Genomic DNA, 26,786 nt, shown 5'->3' on the forward strand with positions numbered 1-26,786 from the left:
CGTGCGACCTCACTTCCCCAGTCGCCGCGTGCTCGTCCAGCACGACAGATCGTCGATAACCACGCGGCCCCCCATCAGGTGTACATCTGCGTCTTGCGCGCGCGGGTCTCATCCGTCGCGCGGGCCGAACCATCGTGGTAGCTGCCGAACCAGCGATCCCATGGCATTTCCACCGTGCCGTAGTTGCACTCGAAATAGCGGTGGTGCAGCTGGTGAAAGAACACACCCGCCTTGGCCTGCCGCTTGTCCCCCACCACGATCTCCTCAAAGCCGGAATGCGAAAACACCGGGTGGGTGGATTGCACGTAGCCGTGAAAAAGCACATGCAGCGGATGGCTCGGGACGATGAAATGAATGGCAAAATTGGTGTAGAAGAGCAGGTGTTCAACCGGGTGCATCGAGATGCCTGACCATGGCCCCACGTTCACGTTTCGGTGGTGCAGGGAATGTGCCAGCTTGTAGAGCGGCGGCCAGTGCAGCAGTCGGTGAATCCAGTAGAAATGGAAGCTCGACCAAATTGGCAACAGCACGAAAAACGCCACAAACCAGACCGGATTGCCCGGAAAGAGCATGGTTGGCGCATAGCCATTCGCCATTGCCCAGAAGACCAGTACCTGCGCAGCCGTCCACAGGGTAATGCCGCTCGCGATGTGCCAGAACATATTGTCGTGCACCTGATTGCCGAAGGTGAAGGTGCCGTTGGTGCGCGCCTGATCGCGCGGATCGTATTTGGTCTGATCCCCCTGCCCTTTGCGCATGATCAGCCAGTAGTGCAGCGTGCCTGCACAGATCACCTGCGGCACCAGATTGGCGAGCCAGACCTTCGCGACCCAACCCCAAGCCAACACCTGCATCTCCGCCAGTTCCGGCAGAATTGCGAAATAGGCCAGCAGGGCGAGCGCAAAGCACAGGGTTGTCGTCGAGATTTCCAGCCAGAACGCCGCATACCATTGGAAAATCGCGCGCGGACGTGGCGGCCATTGAAACAGCGGGTTCTGGGCGAGTGGTACCGCTGGCCGATAGTTCCAGCGCCCGGCTTCGCGTTCCTCGACGGGGCTCGACAATTCCTGCGGTTCAACATCACTGGGCATAGGTAGACCCCTCCGCGTCAAGGATTGCTTTTAGCTCCGCAAGATGTCGGGCATCCTGTTCAGGGTAGCTCTCCAATTCCCGTGCCGTTTTCTCCGCCACCTCATCCGATAACACGCGCAGCGGCTGACCGGTCTGCAGTGCGAGAATATAGGTCATGCAGGCCCGCTCGAAGTAATAGAGCCGGTTGAAGGTATCGGCGACGGTGTCGCCAATGATCATGATGCCGTGATTGCCCATGATCATGACCTTCTTTTTCGGGTCGTCGAAAAGCTGCGCACAGCGCGCCCCTTCCTCCTCGAAAGCGAGCCCCCCATAGTTGTCGTCGATCACGTAGCGATTGAAGAAGGTGCAGGCGTTCTGGTCCACCGGCGGTAGACGGCTGTCGGCCAAGGCGGCCAGCGCCGTGGCATAGGGCGAATGCACATGCATGGCGCAGCGGGCGTGCGGGCAATGCCGGTGCAACCCGCCGTGCAGCCCCCAGGCCGTTGGGTCCGGCGCGTCCGGGCCCTCCATGCTTGCCGGGTCATTGGCATCCACGACGATCAGGTCCGAGGCCCGGATGCGCGAGAAATGCATCTGGTTCGGGTTCATCAGGAACCGCGTGCCATCCTCGTTGATGGCGAGGCTGAAGTGATTGGCCACCGCCTCGTGCATGTCCAGCCGCACGGTCCAACGGAAGGCGGCGGCTAGGTCAACCCGCTCCTGCCAGTTCTCCATATTCGGGCGCATTTCCGTCACGGGTATCCTCCGGATCATCTGCCCCATGACAACATCCAAGCCGCTTGCCTGACCAACGAAAAAAACGCAAGCTGGCCATAAGTAAAACTAATGAAGTGGTTATAATGGCTGACCTGCCCCCCCTGAACTGGCTCCGCGCCTTCGAGGCATCGGCCCGGACACTGAGCTTTACCGGGGCTGCGCGCGATCTGAACATGACCCAGAGCGCGGTGAGCCAGCAGATCAAATCCCTAGAGGGGTTTCTGGGGCGACCGCTCTTTCACCGGCGCCCCCGCGCGCTGGAGCTGACCCAGACCGGCATCAGCTATCTGCCGGTGGTGCGCGACGCTTTTCGCACGTTGGCCCATGGCACCCGCGCCCTGACGCGTAACGAAAGCGATGTCCTGCAGGTTCAATCGAACCTGACCTTTGCGATTCACTGGCTGGCGCCGAGGCTGATCCGCTTTCGGGCCAGGCACCCGGAGGTGCAGATCAATATCGTCACCGAATTGTGGGAGCCGCGGGACATGGCAGACGGCGCCGATGTGGAAATTCGCTTTTCCCTGCGCCCGTCGGACCGCGTGCATGCCGAAGTGCTACTGACCGATCACTACTATCCGGTCTGTGCGCCCGGCTATGCGGTGACATTGCAGACGCTGGCGGACCAGCCGCTTTATGACTGCGCCAACATGATGGGCACCTGGGCGGTCTGGGCGGAAGAGCAGATGCTAGACTGGCCCGATCCACCCACTACCTATGCGACCACCTATTCCGTGCCGCTTTCGGTTGCCATGACCGGTGGCGGGCTCGCCTTGGCGCATGATGCCATTGCGGGTGGACTGATTGAGGCGGGCCATCTGGTCGCCCCCTTTTTCCATCGTGCCCGAATGCAGGAGGCCTACTATCTGATCCAGTCGCCCCGCGCCCATGAGATGAGTGCCGCCCGTGCCTTTTCAACCTGGCTGCGGGAGGAGATCGCGGCGCAGAAGGTGGCCTGAAAGCCCACCCTACCTGCTGTTCTCAGAGCGGGCGGCTGGGGACCCAGGCATAGCCATCGCCGCACAGGATATTGGCTTCGCGCAGCCCGTGCGGCTTGTCGGTCGGGGCCTGCAGGATCATGGCGCCGCACGCCTCCGCCCTGGACACGGCGGCATCCGGATCGCTGTCATAGAGCCGGATTTCAAGACCCGCGCCGCGCGGCGGGTTCTCAGGGAGCAGACCCAACAGCGGATTATCCGCATAGGTACCGTCGCTATGCAATTGGAACACCTCCTTGCCCGCAGTGATGATGGCGAAGTCGTCGCTGACCCGGTGGGCGTTGAAGTCAAAGACATCCGCGAGGAAGGCACAGGTGGCCCGGACATCGCGCACCAGCAGATTCAACCCGATGCCGCGCAGGCTTTTGCCGAAATCCTCGGCCGTTACTGTTTCATAATCCATATCCGCCCCTCCCCGCTTGAACCTTCCCAATTGCCGTGGCACCTAGGGACATGACGCATGCTTCTTTCCCCTCATGGCCCGATTCCGCCAGCCGGTTGATCGCTGTTGCCACGGGCCGCGCCCCGGCTGACACCGTGATACAGGGCGGCACATGGGTCAATGTGCACACCCGCGAAATCCTCGACCACCACGATATTGCCATTGCGGACGGTCGCATCGCCTGTGTGGTGCCGGATGCGTCGCATTGCATCGGACCAGACACCCGGATCATCGCGGCGCAGGGGCGGTACATGATCCCCGGTCTCTGCGACGGACATATGCACATCGAGAGCGGCATGCTGACCCCGGCGGAATTCGCCCGTGCCGTGATACCCCATGGTACGACATCGATGTTCACCGACCCGCATGAGATTGCCAATGTGCTGGGGCTGGAAGGCGTGCGCATGATGCATGACGAGGCGCTGATGCAGCCGGTGAACATTTTCACCCAGATGCCCTCCTGCGCCCCTTCGGCGCCGGGCATGGAAACCACGGGGTTTGAAATCACGGCGGAGGATGTGGCGGAAGCCATGCAATGGCGTGGCATTATCGGGCTGGGCGAGATGATGAATTTCCCCGGTGTGTCGAACGCAGACCCCAAGATGCTGGCCGAGATGGCCGCGACCCAAAACGCCGGTAAGACCGTGGGCGGACACTATGCCTCGCCCGATCTGGGGCCGGCCTTTGCAGGCTATGTGGCGGGTGGCCCCGCAGATGATCACGAGGGCACCTGCGAAGAGGATGCCATCGCGCGGATGCGGCAGGGGATGCGGTCGATGATCCGGCTCGGGTCCGCGTGGTACGATGTGGAGACCCAGATCACGGCGATCACCGAAAAGGGGCTCGATCCGCGCAACATGATCCTGTGCACGGATGACTGCCATTCAGGCACGCTGGTGAACGACGGACATATGAACCGGGTGGTGCGCCACGCGATAGACTGCGGCTGTGACCCGGTGGTGGCTCTGCAGATGGCCACGATCAACACGGCCACCCATTTCGGGCTGGAACGCGAGATCGGCTCGCTCACCCCCGGCAGACGTGCGGATGTGATCCTGACCTCGGATTTGACCACCTTGCCGATCGAAACCGTGATTGCCCGCGGCCAGATCGTGGCGGAAGATGGCAAATGCCTTGTCGACTGCCCGCATTACGACTGGCCCGCCAAGGCGCGCCAGACCGTACACATGGGCAAGGTGCTGAAGGCCGATGATTTCGGCATTCCGGCGCCCAGCGGGGCCAATGCGGTGCGCGCCAATGTGATCGGCGTGGTCGAGAACCAGGCGCCTACCAAAGCGCTGCAGTTCGAGCTGCCGGTTACCGAAGGCCGGGTGCAGATAACCGGCGAGGTCTGCCAGATCGCACTGGTCGAGCGCCACCGCGCCACCGGATCCGTGACCAACGCCTTTGTTTCTGGCTTTGGCTACGAGGGGCCGATGGCGATGGCCTCCACGGTCGCCCATGACAGCCACCATATGATCGTGGTCGGCACCGATGCCGCGCATATGGCCATGGCGGCGAACCGCTTGGGGGAGGTCGGCGGCGGTGTCGTCATCTTCAAGGACGGCGTAGAGACCGCGCTGGTCGAACTGCCTATCGCCGGACTGATGTCGGACCAACCGGCGCAGGACATCGCCGCCAAAACCGACCAGATGATGCAGGCCATGCGCGATTGTGGCTGCACCCTCAACAACGCCTATATGCAGCATTCGCTGCTCGCCCTCGTGGTGATCCCGGAACTGCGCATCTCCGATCTCGGTCTTGTCGATGTGCGCAGCTTTGAATTCATTCCAGTAATTGAGCCACTTTCATGACAGATATCCTGACCCCCGACGCCCCAGAGGCCGAAGAATTCCTTGATGCCAAGGCCGCCGTTGCGCGGCTGGAGGAGCTCTACACACAGGCAACCGACTTCCTCTGCACACATTTCGTCAAGGCGATGGCCGACGGCGCGCCAGACGGGCGGGTTCGCGCGTTTTACCCGCAGGTCCTCTTCAAGACCTCGACCTTTGCGCAGGTGGATACCCGGCTCAGCTACGGTCATGTCTCCGCCCCCGGCAGTTTTCGCGCCACGATCACGCGCCCAGACCTCTTTCGTAGCTACCTGACCCAGCAAATCGGCCTGCTGATCGAAAATCACAATCAGCCAGTGATCATCGGGGCCTCCGAGACCCCTATGCCAGTGCATTTCGCTGTGGCACATGACGCCACTATGACCGTACCGCAGGAAGGGGCGGCGGATTTCACGCTGCGCGATGTCTTTGATGTGCCGGATCTGACGACCACGAATGATGACATCGTGAACGGCACCTATGTGTCCCCTGATGGTATCGGACCGCTGGCCCCCTTTACCGCACAACGCGTCGATTACTCGTTGGCCCGTCTATCACACTACACGGCCACGGACGCCACACATTTCCAGAACCATGTGCTGTTCACGAACTACCAATTCTACGTCTCTGAGTTCGAGGCTTATGCCCGGACGCAGCTGGATGATCCGGAGTCGGGCTATACCGCATTTGTCTCCACGGACAATGCAAACATCACCAAGGGCGACCAAGCGCTGGCCAGCCCGGTGAAAACCCCGCAGATGCCGACCTATCATCTCAAGCGGGCAGACGGGTCGGGCATCACACTGGTCAACATCGGCGTGGGTCCGTCCAACGCCAAGACGGCTACCGACCACATCGCCGTGCTGCGTCCGCATGCCTGGCTGATGGTTGGCCACTGTGCGGGACTGCGGAACTCCCAGGCGCTTGGGGATTTTGTGCTGGCGCATGCCTACCTGCGCGAGGATCACGTGCTGGATGACGATCTGCCTGTCTGGGTACCGATCCCGGCGCTGGCGGAAATCCAGATCGCGCTGGAACAGGCGGTTGCGCAGGTGACCAATCTCGAAGGATATGAACTGAAACGCATCATGCGCACCGGCACGGTTGCCACCCATGACGACCGGAACTGGGAACTGCGCGACCAATCCGGCCCGGTGCAACGGCTCAGCCAGTCCCGCGCCGTCGCCCTCGACATGGAAAGCGCCACGATTGCCGCCAATGGTTACCGATTCCGCGTACCCTACGGCACCCTGCTCTGCGTGTCCGACAAGCCGCTGCATGGTGAATTGAAGCTTCCCGGCATGGCCTCAGACTTCTATAAAACACAAGTTGCACGGCATTTGATGATCGGAATTCGGGCCATGGAACGGCTGCGCACCATGCCGTTGGAACGCATCCACAGTCGGAAATTGCGTTCCTTTGAGGAGACAGCCTTCCTCTGAGACCGAAAAACCCAATAAAATAGGTTAATTTTGCATGTTTTTCCTTGCAAAGCTCTACTAATCGTTGTGTTCATACACAACATCCGGGTAGATTTCGGACATGAGGCCCAACTCATCGGGCAGCTAAGGAGAACAAGAACATGGCGAAACCAATGACAAAGACCCAACTTGTTGCGGCACTGGCCGAAGAAATGGGTTCAGACAAGAAATCAGCGGGCGCAGCCCTCGAAGCGGTATGCGACCTGATCACACGCGAAGTATCCGGCGGTGGCGCGGTCACCTTGCCCGGCGTTGGCAAAATCTACTGCCGTGAGCGCCCCGAGCGCATGGTGCGCAACCCTGCGACCGGCGAACAGTTCAAAAAAGACGCGGACAAGGTGGTCAAAATGACCATCGCCAAAGCGCTCAAAGACAGCGTGAACGGCTAACCGCCGCTCCGCTGAGACTTTCAGGGGTCGCCTTCGGGCGGCCCTTTTTTAATGCCTGTTCGGATGATCCCTCGGACAACCAGTGATTTGATCTCGAACAAGGTCTGCCCTGCTCCCTTCCCCTAACCTCTGATCAGGTTTCGATCACAACCCGTGAAAGAACCTGCGTGATTCTGGCTGCGACGGCTCTTGCCGGAGGGTCATGCAGATTGATCTCTGTCCACGAGTCTCGTTCGGACAAGAGACCAAACCGATCTCTGCAGCGCCTGCTATCCCGCCCCGGCGCGGGGATTTGGAGGCACCGCCAAACGGTGCCGATGCATGGAGGAAGCTGCAATGAACGTTCTTATCGTCTTCGCCACGGTCGAAGGACAAACCCGGAAAATCGCGGAATTCGCACAGAGGATTGCAGAGAAGGCAGGGTACAATGTGACCCTGTTTGATGCCGCTGACAAAACCGCTCCCCTATCGCTTGAGGCGATAGACAAGGTCATCCTGGCGGCGCCTGTGCATGAGCGGCGCCATCCCGAAACATTCGAGGTGGTGCTTGGCGCGCACCGCACGGAATTGGCGGAACGCGACACACTGCTGCTGTCCATCAGCCTGAGCGCTGCCTTTGAGGACGGCATGGAGGAAGCGCAGGAGTACATCACCGAAATGGAGATGCGCACGCGATTCAAATCCGACCTGAACGCGCTTGTGGCCGGGGCGGTGCGCACCAGCAGTTACGATTACTTTGCAACGCAGGTCCTGCGCCATGTCGTCCTGCGTGATCGCGACTACGACCCCGGCGCCGGGGAACATGAATTCACCGATTGGGATGCACTGCAGGAGGTACTCGTCGCGTTTCTGGAGGCTGAGACAACGTCCGCTCAGCCCCCCACCCAAGCGTCCTCCGGTTAGAGCTGATCGACCGAGGAGATCACCTGCCCTACCAATCCGTAGTCCAGCGCCTCTTGCGTGGTCAGCCAGAAATCGCGGCCTGTGTCTTCGGCGATCTTTTCGGGCGTTTGCCCTGTGGCCTCGGCAAAGAGCGTGTGGAACCGCGCGCGCATGATCCGGATCTGTTCGGCCTGGATCATCATGTCGGTCGCCTGTCCGCCGATCCCGCCGCGCGGCTCGTGCAGCAGGAAACGGGTGTTGGGCAGGCAATAGCGGTTCTCGGCCGCCGCTCCCACAAAGATCAGCGCCCCGGCGCTGGCCACCCAACCGGACCCGATGGCACGGACCTTGGGGCGGATGAACTTGATCACGTCGTGGACCATGTCACCGCTTTCCACATGCCCGCCGGGCGAGGAGATGTAGACATTGATCGGATCATCGCTTTCTTCGGCCAGCGCCAGCAGATGTGTGACGGTACGATGCGCCAGCTTGTCCGTGATCTCGCCTGTAATGATCACGTTGCGGCTTTTGAAGAACAGCGCTTCGATGCGCCCATCACCTGCCTTTTCCGGCGCCTTGCTGGTATCGTCGAGCATTTTGTCAGCCATGGAATCTCTCCGCGAGTTGAACCTATGCGGGAAGTCTAGCGCCCGCTGCGGGATTGTCTATCGCATCCGGCGCATGCACGGCCTGCGCAAATATGGGGACAGTCCCGGGGCATCTTGCCCTCCTCCGAGATATGATAAATGGTCGGCCCGCAGGCAGATGCGTCAGAAAGGCCCCCATGGACATTCGAGCAATTCTTGCGGGGCTCGCCTTTGCCCTGATGTGGTCTTCGGCCTTCACCTCTGCCCGCATTATCGTGGCCGATGCCTCGCCGCTGGCCGCTTTGACGCTGCGCTACCTGATCTCGGGCCTGCTGGGCGTCGCAATCGCCCGTGCCTTGGGGCAGTCGTGGCATCTGACGCCGGCGCAATGGCGCGCCACGATCCTCTTCGGCATCCTGCAAAATGCGGTCTACCTCGGCCTGAACTTCGTGGCGATGCAGACCATCGAGGCCTCGGTTGCGGCCATCATCGCCTCTACCATGCCCCTGTTGGTGGCGCTGGCCGGGTGGGCCTTTCTGGGGGAAGGGCTGCGCCCGCTCAGCTTCGCCGGGCTTGTCGCAGGCGTTGTGGGTGTCGGGCTGATCATGGGCACGCGCATCACTGGTGGCATTGACCTTTACGGCCTGATGCTCTGCGGCATCGGGGTGGTCGCTCTGACCATCGCCACGCTCTCCGTGCGCGGGGCAACCTCTGGCGGAAACTTCCTGATGATCGTTGGGCTGCAGATGCTTGTGGGTTGCGTCACGCTGGCGCTGGCCACCGCCGTTTTCGAAACGCCACGCTTCAACCCCACCTGGCCGCTGGCTGCAGCCTTCATCTACACCACGCTGGTGCCCGGCCTCGCCGCTACATTCGTATGGTTCTGGCTGGTCAACCGCATCGGGGCAACACGCGCAGCCACCTTCCACTTTCTCAACCCGTTTCTCGGCGTGGCCATCGCCGCCTTGCTGCTGGGTGAGAAGCTCGGCGCGCGCGATGTGATTGGCGTGGCGATCATCGCGCTTGGCATCCTCGCCGTGCAGCTTTCGCGACATTCAAAGACGTAAATCGACCAGTCTGCGCATCGCGATCCCGTCTAGGGTCAGGTTTAAAACCACCGCTGGCTCTGGACCTGTCGCTGATGACCCCGCGTGATCCACTTATACCATACGCTTTCGTATTGATCCCGGGATTCTCGCAGCTTGGGTTTGCCTGCGCGCTCGAAGCGCTGAGCCTTGCCAACAGGCACCCCGGACAGGGGCCGTACTACCGGTGGCGGGTGCTGAGCGAAACGGGCGCCCCGGTGGCGGCCTACAACGGCGTGACCACGGCGGTGGATGGTGCCCTGACCGAACTGGACCGGAACGAAACCATCGTCATCTGTGCCGGGGAAGACGTGGGGCGCAATACGGGCAAACCGCTGATCACCTGGTTGCGCCGCGAGGTGCGCAAGGGCATGGATTTTGGCGCGCTCTCGTCGGGGACATATGTTCTGGCGCTGGCCGGTCTGGTGGCGGGCAAGCGCGTGACCACCCATTGGGAATACCGCGCGGCGCTCACCGAAATCCTGCCCGATGTGATCATGGAGGACGCGATCTTTTCCATCGACGGGCGGGTCTTCACCACGGCGGGCGGGGCGGCCTCCATGGACATGATGCTGGAGCGGATCAGGGCAGATCACGGTACCGAACTGGCCACATGGGTTGCCGATCAGATGGTTTATACCGATCCGCGCCTGCCCGACCACGCGCAACGCGCCACCCTGCAGAGCCGGACACAGGTGCGCAATGGCAAGCTCGCCACGGCGCTGCAGATCATGGACAACAACATCGAAGACCCGCTGACACCGGACGAGATTTCAGGTGTGATCGGTCTCTCGACGCGGCAACTTGAACGGCTGTTCGCCAAGTACATCGGCGTGTCGCCAAAGCGCTACTACATGAAGCTCAGGCTGGAGAAAGCGCGTGATCTGTTGCGGCAAACCGATTTTTCGGTGACGGAGGTCTGCGTCGCCTGTGGTTTCAAATCGCTGTCGCATTTTTCAAAGAGCTACCGCGCCGCCTATGGGATCAGCCCCGGGCTGGAGGGTGGTGATGCCCGTCTGGTCTGGCGCGGCAGCATCTGACGCTATTGCAACAGCGCCTCGATTGCCCCGGTGATTTTCGCAGATTGCGGTTTCGTGGCCGAGCCCCAGGTGCCAACCACATCACCCTCCGGACCAATCAGAACCTTGTTGAAGTTCCAACGCGGCGTGAACCCGGTGGCTTCGGCAACATCGCGGTAAAACGGATGTGCTTTTGTGCCTTTAACATGGGTGATATCGGTCATTGGCAGGTCCAGCGCAAAATTCAACTCGCAGAATTCCTTGACCTCCTCAGCGCTGCCCAGCTCCTGCCGAAAATCGTCGGAAGGGACCGCCAGCACCACAAGCCCCTGATCGCGGTAGGTATCATAAAGCGCCTGCAGCCCATCATATTGCCCGGTGAACCCGCATTGTGACGCGGTATTGACCACCAGCACCGGTTGCCCCGCCCAATCCCCGGTGTTCAATGTACCCCCATCAATGGATGGGAACACGTGGCTGGACATGCCCGCGAAAGCTGCCGTTGCCATCCAGAGGCTGAGGAAAATGCTGCAAAGAAGTTTCATAAGGCTCTCCCTATTCGCTTGGTGGTACATTTAGGGCGGCTGAGCGCAAAGTCATGCCTGCGTGATCGGAGGTGTTTTTCTCTTTAACTCCGACGTTTTTGACCCATTTACTAAGCAAAGGACAAAAGGAGCATCCTATGCCCAAATATGAAAAGACAGATGAAGCGATCTCGCGCCTGTCGCTTGAGGAATACCGCGTGACCCAGCAGAGCGGGACCGAGCGCCCGGGCACCGGCAAACTCCTGAACAACAAGGAGCCGGGCATTTACGTTGATATCGTCTCCGGCGAGCCGCTTTTTGCGTCTGCTGACAAGTACGAGAGCGGCTGTGGCTGGCCAAGCTTCACCAAGCCCATCGAGCCTGCACATGTCACCGAACTCAGCGACACCACCATGGGGATGACCCGCACGGAGGTTCGCTCGACCCATGGTGACAGCCATCTGGGCCATGTCTTTCCCGACGGACCTCGCGACCGGGGCGGGCTGCGCTATTGCATCAACTCGGCATCCTTGCGTTTCGTGCACCGCGACGAGATGGAGGCCGAGGGCTACGGCGAATACATTGATCAGGTGGAGGATGTGGCATGAGCCATCAACGGGCTGTTCTTGCAGGCGGATGTTTCTGGGGGATGCAGGATCTGATCCACAAGCGCGCGGGCGTAATTTCAACCCGCGTGGGCTATACCGGTGGGGACGTGCCGCAGGCCACCTATCGTAACCACGGCACCCATGCTGAGGGGATCGAGATCATCTTTGATCCGGCACAGGTGAGCTATCGCCAATTGCTGGAACTCTTTTTCCAGATACATGATCCGACCACCCCCAACCGGCAAGGCAATGACATCGGCCTCAGCTACCGTTCAGCCATCTACTACGTGGACGAAGATCAGCGGGACGTCGCACTCGACACAATCGCTGACGTCGAAGCCTCCGGCCTGTGGCCCGGCAAGGTGGTGACCGAAGTGGACCCGGTTGGCGCATTCTGGGAAGCCGAACCTGAACATCAAGACTATCTGGAACGCATTCCCAATGGCTATACCTGTCACTTTGCGCGCCCGGGCTGGGTGCTCCCCAAAAGGTCCGAAGCTGCCGAGTGAGAGGGGCGTCCCACACTAATGAATATGAATACCGTGCCGCAAACATAAAGACGATCTTAAGGAACCCTGCTTTAGACAAGAGTGGCTAAAACAGGAGAATACGATGCGTCTTTTTTCCCGTACCAATTCCGGGGCCGCTACCGAGTCTGGCGGCACTCAGGCTTTGTCGACGGCATTGGATCAATCACATGTGGTTGCTCGGTTTGATGAAGAAGGCAGGGTCGTGGAAGCGAATGCGGCCTTTTGCACGGCTTTGGGATGCACAAAACAAGATATCCTTGGCTGTTCGCAATCGGATTTTGCCGGCGATTCTTCGGCAGTTATCGAGTTCTCGGCAACCGGGAACAGCGGGATTCTTAAGCAGGGAGTGCTTTGCCACAAAACGCCATCAGGCGCGTTGGTTTGGCTGGAAGGGGCGTATACCGCTGTTAAAAACGAGAATACCGGACATCAGGAAACCATACTGATCGCGCAAGATGTGACAAGGCGATACCAAGCATCAATCGACACACAAAAACAGTTGGCTGCGATCGAAGGCGATCAGTGCAAGGCCGTCTTTGACCTTGAAGGCAACTTTGTCGAAGCAAATGACAACCTCTTGTCTGTTTTTGGTTATTCGCGGGATGAGCTGCTTGGAAAACCACATCACATGCTTGCGGGTGAGAAGTATGTTAAAACCGCGGAATATAGTGAATTCTGGGATGCTGTTTGCAATGGCGAATTCCGCATCGGTCGCTTTCGTCGCTACTCGAAGGCAGACACGGGTATGTGGGTACAATGCAGTTACTCACCCATTCTTGACGAAGCGGGCGTTCAAGCCGGTATCGTGATGCTGGCCTATGACGTATCAGACCGCAAACGTTCGAATGAACAGGTGGATGCGATCAGCCGGGTTCAGGCCTGCATTGAATTCACAACCGATGGCCATATTCTGGATGCAAATGAATTGTTTCTGAACGCCGTTGGTTACTCTTTGGAAGAAATCAAAGGCAAACACCACCGCATGTTCCTGACCGAAGAGCAGGCCAACAGCCCAGAATACGCGTACCACTGGAGCAGGCTGGCAAAGGGTGAGATCATCGCAGGCGAAGTCTGCCGCAAAGCCAAAGACGGGTCAAAGGTGTGGCTGACCGCCTCTTACAATCCAATCATTGGCGCCGATGGAAAGCCTTACAAGATCGTCAAATACGCGCAGGATGTGAGCAACCGGATGTTTGCCGTGACGATTCTGCAGGAAGCAATGAGTCGATTGGCGCAAGGCGATCTCAGCGCATCAATTGACGCAGCCTTTGCCAATGAATTCGAAATGCTGCGTGTTGATTTCAACACTGCGCAGTCACGCCTCCGCGATACCGTGAAAGGCGTTGTACACAGCAGTGACGAAATCGGTTCAGGCACGAAAGAAATTACCACTGCGTCGCGGGAATTGAGCAGTCGTACCGAAAGCCAAGCCGCGGCACTGGAGCAAACAGCGGCAGCGATCAGTGAAATGGCTGCCTCAGTCAAATCAACCGCTGAAACGGCGGAAAGCACGCGCACTGTTGTCGAAAAAACCAAGTCACGCGCATCGGTTGGCAGCAGTGTCATGAGCGACGCACGTGATGCGATGGATGCAATTTCCAAAAGCTCATCCGAGATTTCCAGTATTACGTCGGTGATCGATGATATCGCATTCCAAACCAATCTGCTGGCCCTCAACGCAGGCGTGGAAGCGGCCCGAGCCGGTGAGGCCGGACGAGGCTTTGCAGTGGTTGCGTCCGAGGTTCGCGCGCTTGCGCAACGGTCCTCTGAGGCCGCTACTCAGATTGCCAAACTGATCTCCACCTCCGCAGAACAGGTGGAGCAAGGCGTTCAATTGGTATCCAAGACAGGAGAATCGCTCTCTGAAATTGAAGAGTTCGTATCCGAGGTCGCCAATATGGTCAGCGACATGGCTGCCGCAGCGACGGAACAATCCAGCGGGCTGGGGGAAATCACAGCATCCATAAGCAACTTGGACGATGTGACCCAGAAAAATGCAGCCATGTTCGAGGAAACCAACGCCGCAACGCAGCTTTTGGCAAATGAAGTCGCCTCTCTTGGTAAAATCACAGCATCCTTCAGAGTTAGCTCTGAAACATCGGAAAGCTCAGTTCAAGACCTTCACCGCATAGCATCCTGATAGGTCATTCGGATGCCACGCGTGGTCGACCGCTGGCCTCGACCGTCAAAACCGCTTCGATGAACACTTCACGAGCCTCGACACCTGCAACACGAATGTCTTTGGTCGTGGTGATCTGAAGATCTTCAGCGCCTGCGGCATGAGCCTTTGCACGGGCTTCCTCCCGCAGGTTGGTTTCCAACAAAGTCAGCGCAGCGTCCTGATCAGCGACTTCAACCGGACCATTTCTGAGGTGCACCTGAAAAAGGCCTTCGCTGGGGGCTGTCACGGATCCGCTGCATCGCATTGATATCCTTCCCACCACGGCGCCAATGGCATTCGCAACATCGGCGTGTTCGGGCAAGATCATCTCCGTGCCGACGGAGACGCCAACCGCAGGGTAATAGCTTGCCGCCGAAGCGCCAAGACCCACGACCGGCAGGTTGAGCCCGGCGCTGAGCCGCACCAACCCGCGATGGTCCTGCAGGCCGGCTTGCATCAAAGTGTGGCGGGCGAGGGCCTGCGGCGCATCGCCAAAGTAAGTACTCTCTTCCGCGAACGCCGTTTCCAAGAGAGCCAAAGCGGTCTGATGTGTCAGTCGGTCAACAACAATCCGGGCCAGTGATTTGGCACTCTTCGCCAAAACATCTCCTGAACCCTGTCGTCGGCGCGCCATCAACATCAGTGCTTTTTCCGCGGCGTCCGCATCCCACCCGGAAAGCTTTTCCAAGACATGACTGGCATCGGACGGCGTCACACCAGAAATCTGAACAAGTCCACGATCAACAAGCCGGGACAATGCGCCTGTGTCGATTCGAACGCGAACAACGTCGGCCAGCGGGCAAACGGCGTCACCAATCCGGCGCAGCAACGCGGTATCTCGGGGGCCAAGACCTTCAAGGCTTTGCCCCGGCACCGCACGCACAAACCGGCCGTCATATTCGCCTGGCACCGTATTGCGCATTTGCGCATCAAGCGCGTCATGCACCGCTTTCGGAGCGTCTACCGCGAGCAGCGAGACCGGCAACAGGCGACGCGGCCCCAGGTTGAGCCCACCCTTCAGACCCTCGCCGATGACCCGTACTTCGCTGTCACCCCCGAGACCGGTTGTCCGCATGGCCACCGCCTCGACCATCGTCCGGTGGGGACCGACCTGCGCGCCACCTGGATCAATGGCAGGTTTTCCGTTCTGAAGCAGGGCGATGTCCGTGGTTGTCCCTCCAATGTCGCTGACCAGAGCGTTCTGCACGCCGGTCAACCAGCGGGCCCCGACAATCGAGGCTGCAGGACCGCTCAAAATCGTCTCGATCGGACGGGCCCGCGCCTGCTCTGCTGACATCAACGCGCCATCTCCACGTACAACCATCAACGGCGCGGAGATCTCCAGATCGCGCAGCACCTGTTCGGCGCGACCGATCAATCGCTCTATCATGCCAATCAAGCGTGCGTTCAATACTGCGGTAACTGCGCGTTTCGGTCCATTCAGCCGCGCCGACAGTTGATGTGAGGTAGAAGCCAGGCGCCCGGTGATATCAGCCACAAGCGACGCCGCGCGCACCTCATGGGCCGGATTGCGGGTGGCAAATTGCGACGCCACGGCAAACCCGCTGACCCCATCACGATGCGCGCGCAGGAAGTCGGTGATCGCACCCTCGTCCAATGGATGCGCTTCCATACCAGCGTGATCATGCCCACCCGCGCAAATCAAATGGGGGTCGCCCTTCAGCGCATCTGACAGACCATGAGCGTCCAGGTCCCGCGCGCGAAACCCGATGTAAATCAAACCGACGCGCCCGCCCTGCCCCTCGACCAGCGCGTTGGTTGCAAGCGTCGTCGACAGCGAGGCCAGCGAAATGGTCTCGGGCGCGATCCCCGATGTTTCGAGTACCAGTCTAACAGCCTTGCCAATGCCGATGGCAAGGTCTTCGCGCGTGGTCAGCGCCTTTGCGGACGCAATCACCTCAGTCTCATCTTTCAGCAGGACGGCGTCGGTGTATGTGCCACCTGTATCTACGCCCAATAAATACGCCACCAGGCGCTCTCCTTTGCATTCCTCGCAATCGGACCTTTGGTGCTGCTTTGCTGACTTCTTCGCCTCATTTCGCGTCCAATTGTGTCACCGCCCAGACCGCAGCATCCGCAACGGTCGCATCCGGATCACCGACCAACGCAGCGGCGGCAGGGCGCAATTCCAGCAGCCCGGAGTTACCGATGGCATAAAGAACGTTGCGCACAAAGCGATCCCGCCCGATGCGCTTCACCGCCGATCCGGAAAACAAATGCCGAAATGCGGCGTCATCGAGTTGAGCCAGTTCTGCCAAATGCGGCGCGGTCAGTTCCGGTCTGGCCGTCAAGCGCATGTCCCGCGCGGTCATCGCAAATTTGTTCCACGGACAGACCGCAAGGCAGTCGTCACATCCATAGATGTGGTTTCCAATACGCGTGCGTATGTTTTCGTCTACTGGACCTTTGTGTTCAATGGTCAGATAGGAGATGCAGCGGCGCGCATCGAGTTGGTAGGGCGCTGGAAAGGCGTCAGTCGGGCAGATGTCCAGACACGCCCGACAAGACCCGCAATGATCGACCTCTGCGGCATCAGGTGGCAATTCCAAGGTAGTGAAAATTGCCCCCAGAAAAGCCCAGCTGCCCCACTCACGGCTCACAAGATTGGTATGTTTACCCTGCCAGCCCAACCCCGCCGCAGCACCCAGCGCCTTTTCCGGCACCGGCGCGGTGTCCACGAAAACCTTGACCTCTGCGGGCTCATCAGCCTCGGCCAAAAGCCAGCGGGCCAGCCGTTTCAGGCGTTTCTTGACCACGTCGTGATAGTCTCGCCCCTGCGCGTAGACCGAAATGGCGCCGCGATCAGGCTCCTGCAGTATGGCCAGCGGGTCATGGGTTGGCGTGTAGCTCTCCGCCAGCATGATGACCGACCGCGCCTCAGGCCAGAGCGCAGCGGGATTTCCGCGCCAATGCATCCGCTCGGCCATCCACGTCATCTGGCCGTGATAGCCCGCTGCGACAAAGGCGTTCAACCGCTCCGTCACCTCGGGTACCGCGTCCGGCCTGCAAATGCGGCACGCCACGAACCCGGCAGCATCCGCTTCCGCCTTCAGGCGTTCCGTCAGGCCAGGCAAACGATTGCCCATGACATGTTACTAGAAATCGAGATCATTGTAGTGTTTCGGTGGCGGAAATCCTGGCACCTGATCGGCCAGAATGGACCGGAAGGCTGGCCGCGACTTGATCTTGGCATACCAGTCCTTGACGACGTCAGATCGGTTCCAATCCACGTCAGAGATGTAGTCCAGCGCGCTCAGATGCGCGGCGGCTGCAAAGTCGGCCAGTGTCATCACATCCCCCGCCAACCAGCGGCGGTGGTCAAGCAGCCACGTCATGTAATCCAGATGATACTTGATCGCTTTGGCACCGGCCTTGACGTTGGAACTATCGGGATAGCCGTGGCCCATCACCTTCTTGTTCACCCGTTCATAGAGCAATTTGGACGTTACTTCATGGTGGAACTTGTCATCGAACCAGCTGACGAGGCGGCGCACTTCCTGTCGGGCAACGGCGTCCTTTGGCATCAGCGCGGGGTCAGGGCGCGTCTCTTCAATGTATTCGCAGATCGCGGCGCTTTCAGCCATCATCACCCCGTCAAGCCGCAAGACAGGCACCTTGCCAGCCGGGTTGCGTCTCATGAAATCCGGGTCCTGCTCCCAGTACTTTTCCTCGACCAGTTCAACCTCGACTTTCTTCTCCGCGAGGCTCAGGCGCACCTTGCGACAAAATGGGGAGAGCGGGACATGAAACAGGCGTGCCATCGAGAGTTCCGGGTGGTTGCGTAACCCCTCCTCAATGCCCGCAACGCTCGCCGGTTTCAACTCTCGAAACAGGCAGCGCGGCCATCTTTGCCGATTGTTGCTGCCCCGGAAAGGATCGCGCGAGCCCTTTTCTGCACGAAGGCGGAGGGTTTGCTGGCGGATCGTCCCTTTGGGTCCGGCAATATGGCCGCAAGGCGCGCGGCCTGAACGCCCGAGAGTTGATCGGGGCGAACGCCAAAGTAATGGCGTGCTGCCGCTTTGACGCCAAAGACGCCTTTGTCGAATTCGGCGACGTTCAGATAGACCTCGACAATGCGGCGTTTGGACCAGATCGCTTCCAGTATCGGTGTCAAAAGCGCCTCCATCGCCTTACGCGTGTAGTTGCGTCCGTGCCAGAGATAGACGTTTTTCACCGTCTGCTGGCTCAGCGTTGACGCTCCGCGGGTTCCGCCATCTTCAATTGCTTTCTTGATTGCGGGCAGATCAAACCCCCAATGGGTGCAGAAGTTGGCATCTTCGGCGGCCACGACCGCGCGCGCCATCACCGGGGAGACATCGTCAAGCTCCACCCAATCCTGCGATACCCCACCAAGGGCACGGGACTGGGCAAACATGTAAGGCGTTGTCGGCGGATTCACTACAGCCCCCAGCGCAATCAATCCCAGAATCACAACCGCCAGCACAAGAATTGCGCGGGTCAGAAACCGCAAAACCCGCCGCAGCGGGTTTTGACGGGCCGGTGTCTTGCGCGACCGCGTGTTCTTTTTCGTGACGCGTTTTGCCATAGGCCAGCTATAAGCCTGCGCGGCGGTCTTGTGAACCGCCGCGCCGTTTTCTATTCGGCAGGGACCGCCTGATCCTCAATGCCCAGCGGTGCAGGCAGATGCACCAGCATCTCCTTCGGGCAAACCTGAAGGAAATGCGCCTTCTCGCTTTCCCAGTGTTGCAAAATGTCCGCGGTCCGCCGACTGCCGGTTTCGCTCAGATGCATCTCCAGCAATTCCTCCAGCTGTCCCAGCCAGTGATCGACCGTGACCGGGCAGGTCACCAGGGTCTCCATGTTCATCAGCGCGGGCGCGCGGCCCTCGGGGTCATAGAGATACGCCATTCCGCCGGTCATGCCCGCGCCGAAGTTGGCACCGATATCACCAAGGATCACAGCGACCCCCCCAGTCATGTACTCGCACCCGTTCGAGCCGCATCCCTCAATCACCACCTTCGCGCCGGAGTTCCGCACGGCAAAGCGCTCGCCTGCGCGACCGGCGGCAAAGAGATGCCCGTCTGTAGCACCGTAAAGCACGGTATTGCCGATGATCGTATTTTTCGATGCCTCGATGGGCGAGGCCATAGGCGGGCGGACCACGATCGTGCCGCCCGACAGGCCCTTGCCCACGTAGTCGTTGGCGTCGCCCGACACCTCCAGCTTCAGCCCGGGTGCCGCAAAAGCCCCCAGCGACTGCCCGGCAGAGCCGCTGAGCTTCACGGTCAGATGATCCGGCTGCAGTGTGTTGCGCATCCCGAACTGCTTCACGATATGGCTCGACGTGCGGGTGCCGACCGTCCGATGCGTATTCTGCACCGCGTAGGATAGTTGCATCTTCTCGCCATCCTCAAGGAACCGCGCCGCGTCGCGCACGATCTCCGCGTCCAGCGTATCGGGCACCGCGTTGCGTGCCTTGGCCCGATCGTAAACGATCTCCGCCGCGCCATCGACGGTGATCAGCAGCGGGTTGAGATCCAGATCATCCAGATGCGCCGAACCGCGCGAGACCTGCGCCAGCAGATCCGCCCGCCCGATCACATCGTCAAGGCTCCGCGCGCCAATCGACGCAAGGATTTCGCGCACCTCGGTCGCATAGAAGGTGATCAGGTTCACCACCTTGTCAGCATTGCCGCTGAACTTGGCCCGCAGGCTTTCGTCCTGCGTACACACGCCCACCGGGCAGGTATTCGACTGACACTGCCGCACCATGATACAGCCCATCGCGATCAGTGCCGCAGTGCCGATGCCGTATTCCTCGGCCCCCAGCATCGCCGCCATCACAATGTCGCGACCCGTCCGCAAACCACCATCGGTACGCAACGTGATCCGGTCGCGCAGGTTGTTCATCGACAAAACCTGATGCGCCTCGGTCAGGCCCATCTCCCACGGCAATCCGGCATATTTGATCGAGGTCGCGGGCGAGGCGCCCGTGCCGCCATTGTGCCCGGAAATCAGGATGATATCGGCCTTGGCCTTGGCTACACCGGCGGCAATCGTGCCCACACCGGAGGACGCGACCAGCTTCACCGTCACCTTGCAGCGCGGGTTAATCTGTTTCAGGTCATAGATCAGCTGCGCCAGATCCTCGATGGAATAGATATCGTGGTGCGGCGGCGGCGAAATCAGCGTCACCCCCTTGGTCGAATGGCGCAGCCGCGCGATCAGGTCGGTAACCTTCATGCCGGGCAGCTGCCCGCCTTCGCCGGGCTTCGCGCCCTGCGCGACCTTGATCTCCAGCTCTTCGCACTGGTTCAGATACTCCGCCGTCACGCCAAAGCGCCCGGACGCCACCTGCTTGATCTTGGCCGACGGGTTATCGCCATTGGGTTCGGGCACAAAATGCGCCGGGTCTTCCCCGCCCTCGCCGCTGTCCGATTTCGCGCCGATCCGGTTCATTGCCACGTTCAGCGTCTTATGCGCTTCAGGCGACAGCGCGCCCAGCGACATGCCCGGCGTCACAAAACGCTTGCGTATGGAGGTGATGCTTTCCACCTCCTCAATCGGCACCGGCGTGCCAAGTGGCTTGATGTCCAGCAAGTCGCGCAGATGGATCGGTGGATTGCTCTGCATCTTCTTGGAATACTGCTTCCACATCTCGTAGGACGCGCGGTTGCAGGCCATCTGCATCATATGCATCGAGGTCGCTTCCCACGCATGGGTCTCACCCGATTGCCGCGCTTTGTAGAACCCACCAATCGGCAACACCGAGGCCGGACCGCCCCAGGCTTTGGCGTGCACCTCTTCGGCCTTGCGCTGAATGCCACTGACACCAATGCCCGAAATCCGGCTGGTCATGCCCGGGAAATACTCCGCGCACATCGCCCGGCTGAGCCCTACGGCTTCGAAGTTCAACCCGCCGCGATAGGAGGAAATCACCGAGATCCCCATCTTGGCCATGATCTTCAGCAAGCCCTGATCAATTGCTATGCGATAGCGGTCAATCGCCTTGGTCAGGCTCATGTCGAGCAGCCCGCGGTCGATCCGGTCGGCCAGCGAATCTTCGGCCAGATAGGCGTTCACAGTGGTCGCCCCCGCGCCGATCAGCACGGCAAAGTAATGCGGGTCCACACATTCCGCCGAACGCACGTTGATTGAGGTAAAGGTCCGCAGCCCCTTGCGCACCAGATGGCTGTGCACCGCAGAGGTGGCGAGGATCATCGGCATACCGACCTTGTCGGCGTCCGACATCTGGTCAGTCAGCACGATGTGCCCGGCGCCCGAGCGCACAGCGTCTTCGGCATCGGCGCGGATCGCTTCGAGCGCCGCGCTGAGGTTGCCGCGTCCGGGTGCAAAGGTGCAGTCGATGGTCACCACATCCGCGTTGAAATGCCTGATCAGCTCGTCAAACTGCGCATTGCCCAGAAAGGGGCTGTCGAGCGTGAAAATCTCGGTCTGACTGCTGTCTTCATCGAGCACGTTCTTGAGGTTGCCGAACCGCGTTTTCAGGCTCATCACCCGGTATTCGCGCAAGGAGTCAATCGGCGGGTTGGTCACCTGACTGAAGTTCTGACGGAAGAAATGGCTCAGCGGACGGTATTGGCCCGAGAGCACGGCAGAGGGCGTGTCATCGCCCATTGAGGCCAGCGTTTCCTTGGCATCTTCCGCCATAGGCGCCAGAATTTGTTCCAATTCTTCAACGGTATAGCCTGCGGCCACCTGACGGCGCCGCAGCTCCGCCCCGCTGAACAGGGCTTGTTCGGAAACGTCATCGAGCGCTTTTTCGAGGTCGTTGATCTTGCCCACCCAGTCCCCAAACGGCTGCGACGCTGCCAGCGCATCCTTGATGGCCTGATCGTGATAGAGCTTGCCCTCGGCCATATCCACGGCGAGCAGTTGCCCGGGTCCGAGCGCGCCTTTTTCCACCACCGTCGCCTCATCCAGCGGCACCATCCCGGTTTCTGAACCGGCGATGACCATGCCGTCGTTGGTGACCACATAGCGCATCGGCCGCAGACCGTTGCGGTCCAGCCCGGCGCAAACCCAGCGCCCGTCGGTCATCGCCAAGGCGGCGGGCCCGTCCCAGGGTTCCATGACGGAGTTGCAGTAGGAATACATGTCGCGCCAGCTTTGCGGCAATTCCACCGCCTGCTTCGACCAGCTTTCTGGCACCAGCATCGTCTTGGCCATTGGCGCATTCCGCCCCGCCCGCACCAGCACCTCAAAGACCGCGTCCAGCGCCGCACTGTCGCTGGACCCGGAGGCGACGATGGGTTTGATATCCTCGGCCATCTCGCCAAAGGCACCGGACGCCATGCGTATCTCATGGCTCTTCATCCAGTTGAGGTTGCCCTTCAGCGTGTTGATCTCGCCGTTGTGCGCCAGCATGCGGAACGGCTGCGCCAGCCACCACTGCGGGAAGGTGTTCGTCGAATAGCGCTGGTGATAGATCGCAAAGGCGCTCTCGAAACGCTCATCCATCAAATCAGGGTAGAACTCCGCCACCTGCTCGGCGAGCATCATGCCCTTGTAGATGATCGACCGGCAGGACATCGATGCAATATAAAGCGTCGGCACCTGTGCCGCGAGCGCCGCCTTTTCAATACGCCGCCGTATGACATAAAGCTCGCGCTCGAAGGTGTCCTCATCCACGCCCTTGGCATTGGAGATCAGGATCTGTTCGATCTCGGGCCGCGTGGCGTTGGCCTTCTCGCCGAGGCAGGAGATATCCACCGGCACGTGGCGCCAACCATAGATGTAGTAGCCCATGCGCAGCACTTCGGTCTCGACGATTGTGCGGCAGGTCTCCTGCGCGCCGAAATCCGTGCGCGGTAGGAACACCTGCCCGACGGCGATCATCTCATTTGCACGCGGATCGTGGCCGGTGCGCTTGACCTGATCGTAAAAGAACTCCACCGGGATCTGCACGTGAATGCCGGCGCCATCGCCAGTCTTGCCATCCGCATCCACAGCGCCCCGGTGCCAGATCGCCTTCAGCGCCTTGATCCCGTTTTCCACCACGCCGCGGCTCTTCTTGCCATCGACGGAAACCACCAGACCCACGCCGCAAGAAGAATGCTCCTCACTTTCGGCATAAAGCCCGTGCTCTGCCATATAGGTACGTTTGGCATCCTCACGGGCCACCCAGGCGTCATCATATTTGGTCATTTGGCGTCTCCTTCCAGAAAGGCGGCAAGCTCGGTCTGCATCTCGGCTTCGTCACGTTGTGCGGCCTCCGGCCAGGCTGGCAGCCAGCTGGGTCGGTGATCCACAAAAATCTCGTCGCCCACCGCAAGACCACTCTGGTCTTCGAACAATCCGACCGGCAAATACGCGATATCGTGCCCCTGCATCTTCCAGTACAAGGTTGTACCACAGATGCCACAAAAGGCGCGCTCGCCATGGGCGCTGGCGTGGTAGGCCCGGATCGCGTCGGCACCTGTCGTCGAAACCTCCTGCACGCGCACCGTCAGGAGCGGGCCGCCCCCGGTCCAGCGCTGGCATTGCGCACAATGGCAGGCGTGAATCTCCGTATCCGGCAGCCGGGCAGAGAATTTCACTGCGCCACAGAGACATCTTGCATTTGCGATCCGGCTCATGTGCCCTCTCCTTCACCCGAAAACATTGCGATGGTCTCTTCCGTGCTCAGCCGCTTGTGTTCGCCGGCAAGCCCGTAGCCCTGGGGGCAGCGGTCGATAAAGAACTCCAGCTTCATCTGCCCACCGGCAGCATTCTCAAATAGGCCAGCCGCCGGGTGACGTATGCCGTCATGCAGCGTGCCGTACCACAGAGTGGACCCGCATTTTCCGCAGAACCCCCGCTCCGCCCAGTCCGAGGACACAAAGCTCTCCGCTGGACCCTCGACGGTCAAAGTGCCCGGTAGCGTATCCACCGAGATGAACATGCCCGAGGTGTGGCGGCGGCACATATCGCAATGGCACGCCCGCAGGCGCGGGTTGTCCGACAGGACGCTGACTGTGACCGCGCCGCACAGGCACCGTCCATTTAGAATTTGCCCCGCCTCACTCACAGCCAAACTCCGAGGTTGCGGCCAGGAAACCCGGATCGCCGCGTTCGTAAATTGCCCGCGGCGTGTAATCCAGCGCCTCTTCGTCCCCATCCAACACACGTCGAGACCATTTGCCTTCGATCACCAACTCGCGGCTGAGCGATACCAGCACGTCCACGTTGAAAGCCAACCCGCCTGCCCCTGCTTCACGCTCAAACAGGCGGTCGGCCTTGAAGACCAGAAATTCCTCATCGCCGACCGTCACATTGGTGCCCGAATACTCGGTTCTACCGCTCAATACATAGGGTTGGCCGTCGATGATGTTCGTGGTTAGCACAAATTCGCCCTGCGCCTCGTGATAGCCAATGTCCATCAGGTCACGAATGTTCATGCTGATGCCTGATCCGGGCACATGTTCCATCGTCAGGCTGTTGGCGTCATGTGTCTCCCACTTCACAAACGCCCAGTCACGATCATAATGGGTCGTGCCCAGGGGCTTGCCGCGCCGAAAGGTCAGCGCCTGCCAGCTACTGTTCGCACATTGCATAATGGACGTTGTGACGCAGCTGTTTTTGTGCACGGTCGCCACAGCTGTACAGGCGTTCGGGACCCGTACGCGATCTTCGGCCAATACCATGGGGGCAGCCGCTGACAGAAGCAACGCGAGTGCTGCAGATCGTGTCAAAATGGCTCTCTTGCCCTCTTGGGTCATGATGGCTGTCCTTTAAGGTGTGTTGTATTACACTGTGATCGGTTGGGAAGCTGCGTCTGCGGGCAGGAGTTACTCCGCGGCCATCGCCGCGGTGTCCTCCATCCGCTTCAGGATTGCTTCGGCGCAATCCCGCCCGTCGCGAATGGCCCAAACGACGAGGCTGGCACCCCGCACGATGTCGCCCACGGCATAGACGCCATCGAGGTCCGTGGCACCCGTGGTGAACGCCGCCTTGATCGTGCCCCAGCGGGTGACGGGAAGCTCCGGCTGGTCCCAAAGCGTGGGCAGCGCCTCCGGCTCAAACCCTAGCGCCATGATTACCAGATCGGCATCTTCCACATAATCCGCACCTTCGATCACTTCGGGCGCCTGCCGCCCTGTCGCATCCGGGGCGCCCAAGCGCATCTTCTGCACCATCACGCCGGTGACCCGATCGCCGACAAAGCCCTTCGGCGCCGAAAGCCACTCAAAGATCACGCCCTCTTCTTCGGCATTCTGGACCTCGCGCTGCGAGCCCGGCATGTTCGCCCGGTCGCGGCGATAAAGGCATTTCACGCTCGTCGCGCCCTGCCGGACCGAAGTCCGCACACAGTCCATCGCGGTATCACCACCGCCAATCACGACTACGCGCTTGCCTTCTGCATTCAGAGCCCCGGAATCGAATTCCGGCACCGCGTCGCCAAAGCTCTTGCGGTTGCTAGCTGTCAGGAAATCAATCGCCCGCACAAGGCCGGTTGCACCGACACCCGGCGCTTCGATTTCCCTTGATTTGTAGACACCTGTGGCGATGATCACCGCGTCATGTCTGGCGCGCAAATCAGCAAAGCTGATATCTTCGCCCACGTTAGTGTTCAGCTCGAATGTCACGCCTCCCTGCTGCAGCTGATTGTTGCGGCGCATGACCACATCCTTCTCCAGCTTGAAGCCCGGAATGCCATAGGTCAGCAACCCGCCAGCCCGGTCGTAGCGGTCATAAACGGTCACCTGAACGCCGGCACGGCGCAGCACGTCGGCGGCGGCCAGCCCGCCGGGTCCAGCACCGATGATGCCCACACTCTCGCCGCGCTCCTGCGGCGGCGCGATGGGCTGCACCCAACCTTTCTCCCATGCAGTATCGGTGATGTATTTCTCCACCGCGCCAATGGTCACGGTGCCGTGGCCAGACTGTTCGATCACACAATTGCCTTCACACAGCCGGTCCTGCGGGCAGATACGGCCACAAATCTCGGGGAAGGTGTTCGTCGCCTGACTGACCTCATAGGCCTCCTGCAGGCGACCTTCAGCGGTCAACTTCAGCCAGTCGGGGATGTTATTGTGCAGCGGACAATGGCTCTGGCAATAGGGCACACCGCATTGACTGCAGCGACTTGATTGCTCTTGCGCCTTGGCCTCTGCGTACTCGGCATAAATCTCGTTGAAGTCTTCGCGGCGCACACCTGCGTCACGCTTTTCGGGCATATCGCGCCCGACCGTCACGAATTTCAACATAGGTTGCTCAGCCACAGCTCGCGTCCTCCACGTAAGTCCCAGAACCGCACGCATACGCGAACTCAAAAGGAAAATAAAGTCAGTAAAGGTTACCTATAATCACTTAATTTGGCATCTATCGGCGCAAAAAAGCTCTCCCAAGCGAAAACTAATTCCGATCCGGTCCTTTATTCAGGCTTTTCATTTGATTCCCCGACCTTATACCACAA

Annotated in this window: 24 protein-coding genes; 10 read left to right on the forward strand and 14 right to left on the reverse strand. The window is 60.1% G+C overall.

Annotated elements, in window-relative coordinates; all coding sequences use genetic code 11:
* Nucleotides 1-74: 74 nt before the first annotated feature.
* Both Q1A52_RS03195 and Q1A52_RS03200 read right to left on the reverse strand, forming a co-directional pair.
* Nucleotides 75-1,091, reverse strand: a complete 1,017-nt coding sequence (locus Q1A52_RS03195; protein WP_300010754.1) for a sterol desaturase family protein — start codon at nt 1,089-1,091, stop codon at nt 75-77.
* Nucleotides 1,081-1,836 (reverse strand): class II aldolase and adducin N-terminal domain-containing protein, encoded by a 756-nt coding sequence (locus Q1A52_RS03200; protein WP_300012150.1) that lies wholly within the window; start codon nt 1,834-1,836, stop codon nt 1,081-1,083. The genes Q1A52_RS03195 and Q1A52_RS03200 overlap by 11 nt, the downstream gene beginning before the upstream one ends.
* A gap of 98 nt (nt 1,837-1,934) precedes the next feature.
* Between Q1A52_RS03200 and Q1A52_RS03205 the strand changes: the two genes are divergently transcribed.
* Nucleotides 1,935-2,807, forward strand: a complete 873-nt coding sequence (locus Q1A52_RS03205) for a LysR family transcriptional regulator (protein ID WP_367277985.1) — start codon at nt 1,935-1,937, stop codon at nt 2,805-2,807.
* A 22-nt stretch (nt 2,808-2,829) separates the two neighbouring features.
* Here the strand turns inward: Q1A52_RS03205 and Q1A52_RS03210 are convergent, their stop codons facing one another.
* The gene (locus tag Q1A52_RS03210; protein WP_300010758.1) at nt 2,830-3,249 is read right to left on the reverse strand and encodes a VOC family protein; all 420 of its coding nucleotides are present in this window, start codon (nt 3,247-3,249) and stop codon (nt 2,830-2,832) included.
* Nucleotides 3,250-3,299: 50 nt separating this feature from the next.
* Between Q1A52_RS03210 and ade the strand changes: the two genes are divergently transcribed.
* The 4 genes from ade to Q1A52_RS03230 all read left to right on the forward strand — a co-directional run bounded on the left by ade (nt 3,300) and on the right by Q1A52_RS03230 (nt 7,893).
* Nucleotides 3,300-5,102, forward strand: a complete 1,803-nt coding sequence (gene ade, locus Q1A52_RS03215) for an adenine deaminase (protein WP_300010760.1) — start codon at nt 3,300-3,302, stop codon at nt 5,100-5,102.
* Nucleotides 5,099-6,562 carry an AMP nucleosidase gene (locus tag Q1A52_RS03220; RefSeq protein ID WP_300010764.1) on the forward strand — a complete coding sequence of 488 codons (1,464 nt, stop codon included), beginning with the start codon at nt 5,099-5,101 and terminating at the stop codon, nt 6,560-6,562. Before ade ends, Q1A52_RS03220 begins: the two co-directional genes overlap by 4 nt.
* 140 nt (nt 6,563-6,702) lie before the next feature.
* Complete coding sequence (locus Q1A52_RS03225) at nt 6,703-6,990, forward strand: HU family DNA-binding protein (RefSeq protein ID WP_195821270.1); 288 nt, start codon at nt 6,703-6,705, stop codon at nt 6,988-6,990.
* 336 nt (nt 6,991-7,326) lie between these two features.
* Nucleotides 7,327-7,893: a flavodoxin domain-containing protein gene (locus tag Q1A52_RS03230; RefSeq protein WP_300010767.1), complete on the forward strand. Its 567-nt coding sequence runs from the start codon at nt 7,327-7,329 to the stop codon at nt 7,891-7,893.
* Here Q1A52_RS03230 and Q1A52_RS03235 read toward each other — a convergent pair.
* Complete coding sequence (locus Q1A52_RS03235) at nt 7,890-8,480, reverse strand: ATP-dependent Clp protease proteolytic subunit (protein WP_300010770.1); 591 nt, start codon at nt 8,478-8,480, stop codon at nt 7,890-7,892. The genes Q1A52_RS03230 and Q1A52_RS03235 overlap by 4 nt on opposite strands.
* Before the next feature lie 176 nt (nt 8,481-8,656).
* On the opposite strand from Q1A52_RS03235, the gene Q1A52_RS03240 reads away from it, so the two are divergent.
* A complete protein-coding gene (locus tag Q1A52_RS03240) occupies nt 8,657-9,526 on the forward strand; it encodes a DMT family transporter (protein WP_300010773.1) in 870 nt (289 codons plus the stop codon).
* A gap of 74 nt (nt 9,527-9,600) precedes the next feature.
* Nucleotides 9,601-10,584 carry a GlxA family transcriptional regulator gene (locus Q1A52_RS03245; RefSeq protein ID WP_300010776.1) on the forward strand — a complete coding sequence of 328 codons (984 nt, stop codon included), beginning with the start codon at nt 9,601-9,603 and terminating at the stop codon, nt 10,582-10,584.
* A gap of 2 nt (nt 10,585-10,586) precedes the next feature.
* Here the strand turns inward: Q1A52_RS03245 and Q1A52_RS03250 are convergent, their stop codons facing one another.
* The gene (locus tag Q1A52_RS03250; RefSeq protein ID WP_300012155.1) at nt 10,587-11,072 is read right to left on the reverse strand and encodes a glutathione peroxidase; all 486 of its coding nucleotides are present in this window, start codon (nt 11,070-11,072) and stop codon (nt 10,587-10,589) included.
* 173 nt (nt 11,073-11,245) lie between these two features.
* On the opposite strand from Q1A52_RS03250, the gene msrB reads away from it, so the two are divergent.
* The 3 genes from msrB to Q1A52_RS03265 all read left to right on the forward strand — a co-directional run bounded on the left by msrB (nt 11,246) and on the right by Q1A52_RS03265 (nt 14,365).
* Nucleotides 11,246-11,695, forward strand: a complete 450-nt coding sequence (gene msrB, locus Q1A52_RS03255; protein WP_300010779.1) for a peptide-methionine (R)-S-oxide reductase MsrB — start codon at nt 11,246-11,248, stop codon at nt 11,693-11,695.
* Nucleotides 11,692-12,204, forward strand: coding sequence for a peptide-methionine (S)-S-oxide reductase MsrA (gene msrA / locus Q1A52_RS03260; protein WP_300010783.1), 513 nt, complete (start codon nt 11,692-11,694; stop codon nt 12,202-12,204). Before msrB ends, msrA begins: the two co-directional genes overlap by 4 nt.
* Nucleotides 12,205-12,307: 103 nt before the next feature.
* Nucleotides 12,308-14,365 carry a methyl-accepting chemotaxis protein gene (locus Q1A52_RS03265; RefSeq protein ID WP_300010786.1) on the forward strand — a complete coding sequence of 686 codons (2,058 nt, stop codon included), beginning with the start codon at nt 12,308-12,310 and terminating at the stop codon, nt 14,363-14,365.
* Nucleotides 14,366-14,369: 4 nt separating this feature from the next.
* On the opposite strand, the gene Q1A52_RS03270 is transcribed toward Q1A52_RS03265, so the two are convergent.
* The 9 genes from Q1A52_RS03270 to Q1A52_RS03310 all read right to left on the reverse strand — a co-directional run bounded on the left by Q1A52_RS03270 (nt 14,370) and on the right by Q1A52_RS03310 (nt 26,592).
* The gene (locus tag Q1A52_RS03270) at nt 14,370-16,376 is read right to left on the reverse strand and encodes a hydantoinase/oxoprolinase family protein (protein ID WP_300010789.1); all 2,007 of its coding nucleotides are present in this window, start codon (nt 16,374-16,376) and stop codon (nt 14,370-14,372) included.
* A gap of 64 nt (nt 16,377-16,440) precedes the next feature.
* Nucleotides 16,441-17,493 (reverse strand): tRNA epoxyqueuosine(34) reductase QueG, encoded by a 1,053-nt coding sequence (gene queG / locus Q1A52_RS03275; protein ID WP_300010792.1) that lies wholly within the window; start codon nt 17,491-17,493, stop codon nt 16,441-16,443.
* Between the two features lie 9 nt (nt 17,494-17,502).
* Complete coding sequence (locus Q1A52_RS03280) at nt 17,503-18,168, reverse strand: glutathione S-transferase family protein (RefSeq protein ID WP_299780369.1); 666 nt, start codon at nt 18,166-18,168, stop codon at nt 17,503-17,505.
* A gap of 56 nt (nt 18,169-18,224) precedes the next feature.
* Nucleotides 18,225-18,953 (reverse strand): monofunctional biosynthetic peptidoglycan transglycosylase, encoded by a 729-nt coding sequence (gene mtgA / locus Q1A52_RS03285; protein ID WP_300010795.1) that lies wholly within the window; start codon nt 18,951-18,953, stop codon nt 18,225-18,227.
* Nucleotides 18,954-19,003: 50 nt separating this feature from the next.
* Nucleotides 19,004-23,536, reverse strand: a complete 4,533-nt coding sequence (gene gltB, locus Q1A52_RS03290; RefSeq protein WP_300010798.1) for a glutamate synthase large subunit — start codon at nt 23,534-23,536, stop codon at nt 19,004-19,006.
* The gene (locus Q1A52_RS03295; RefSeq protein ID WP_300010801.1) at nt 23,533-23,967 is read right to left on the reverse strand and encodes a GFA family protein; all 435 of its coding nucleotides are present in this window, start codon (nt 23,965-23,967) and stop codon (nt 23,533-23,535) included. The genes gltB and Q1A52_RS03295 overlap by 4 nt, the downstream gene beginning before the upstream one ends.
* On the reverse strand, nt 23,964-24,398 hold the full coding sequence (locus Q1A52_RS03300) for a GFA family protein (RefSeq protein ID WP_300010804.1): 435 nt from the start codon (nt 24,396-24,398) through the stop codon (nt 23,964-23,966). Before Q1A52_RS03300 ends, Q1A52_RS03295 begins: the two co-directional genes overlap by 4 nt.
* Nucleotides 24,391-24,924: a hypothetical protein gene (locus Q1A52_RS03305; protein ID WP_300010807.1), complete on the reverse strand. Its 534-nt coding sequence runs from the start codon at nt 24,922-24,924 to the stop codon at nt 24,391-24,393. Before Q1A52_RS03305 ends, Q1A52_RS03300 begins: the two co-directional genes overlap by 8 nt.
* A 234-nt stretch (nt 24,925-25,158) precedes the next feature.
* A complete protein-coding gene (locus tag Q1A52_RS03310; protein WP_300010810.1) occupies nt 25,159-26,592 on the reverse strand; it encodes an NAD(P)-dependent oxidoreductase in 1,434 nt (477 codons plus the stop codon).
* Between the last annotated feature and the right edge of the window lie 194 nt (nt 26,593-26,786).

Origin of the sequence: uncultured Roseobacter sp. (assembly GCF_947488185.1) — a bacterium.
In the GTDB taxonomy this organism is placed as follows: domain Bacteria; phylum Pseudomonadota; class Alphaproteobacteria; order Rhodobacterales; family Rhodobacteraceae; genus Roseobacter.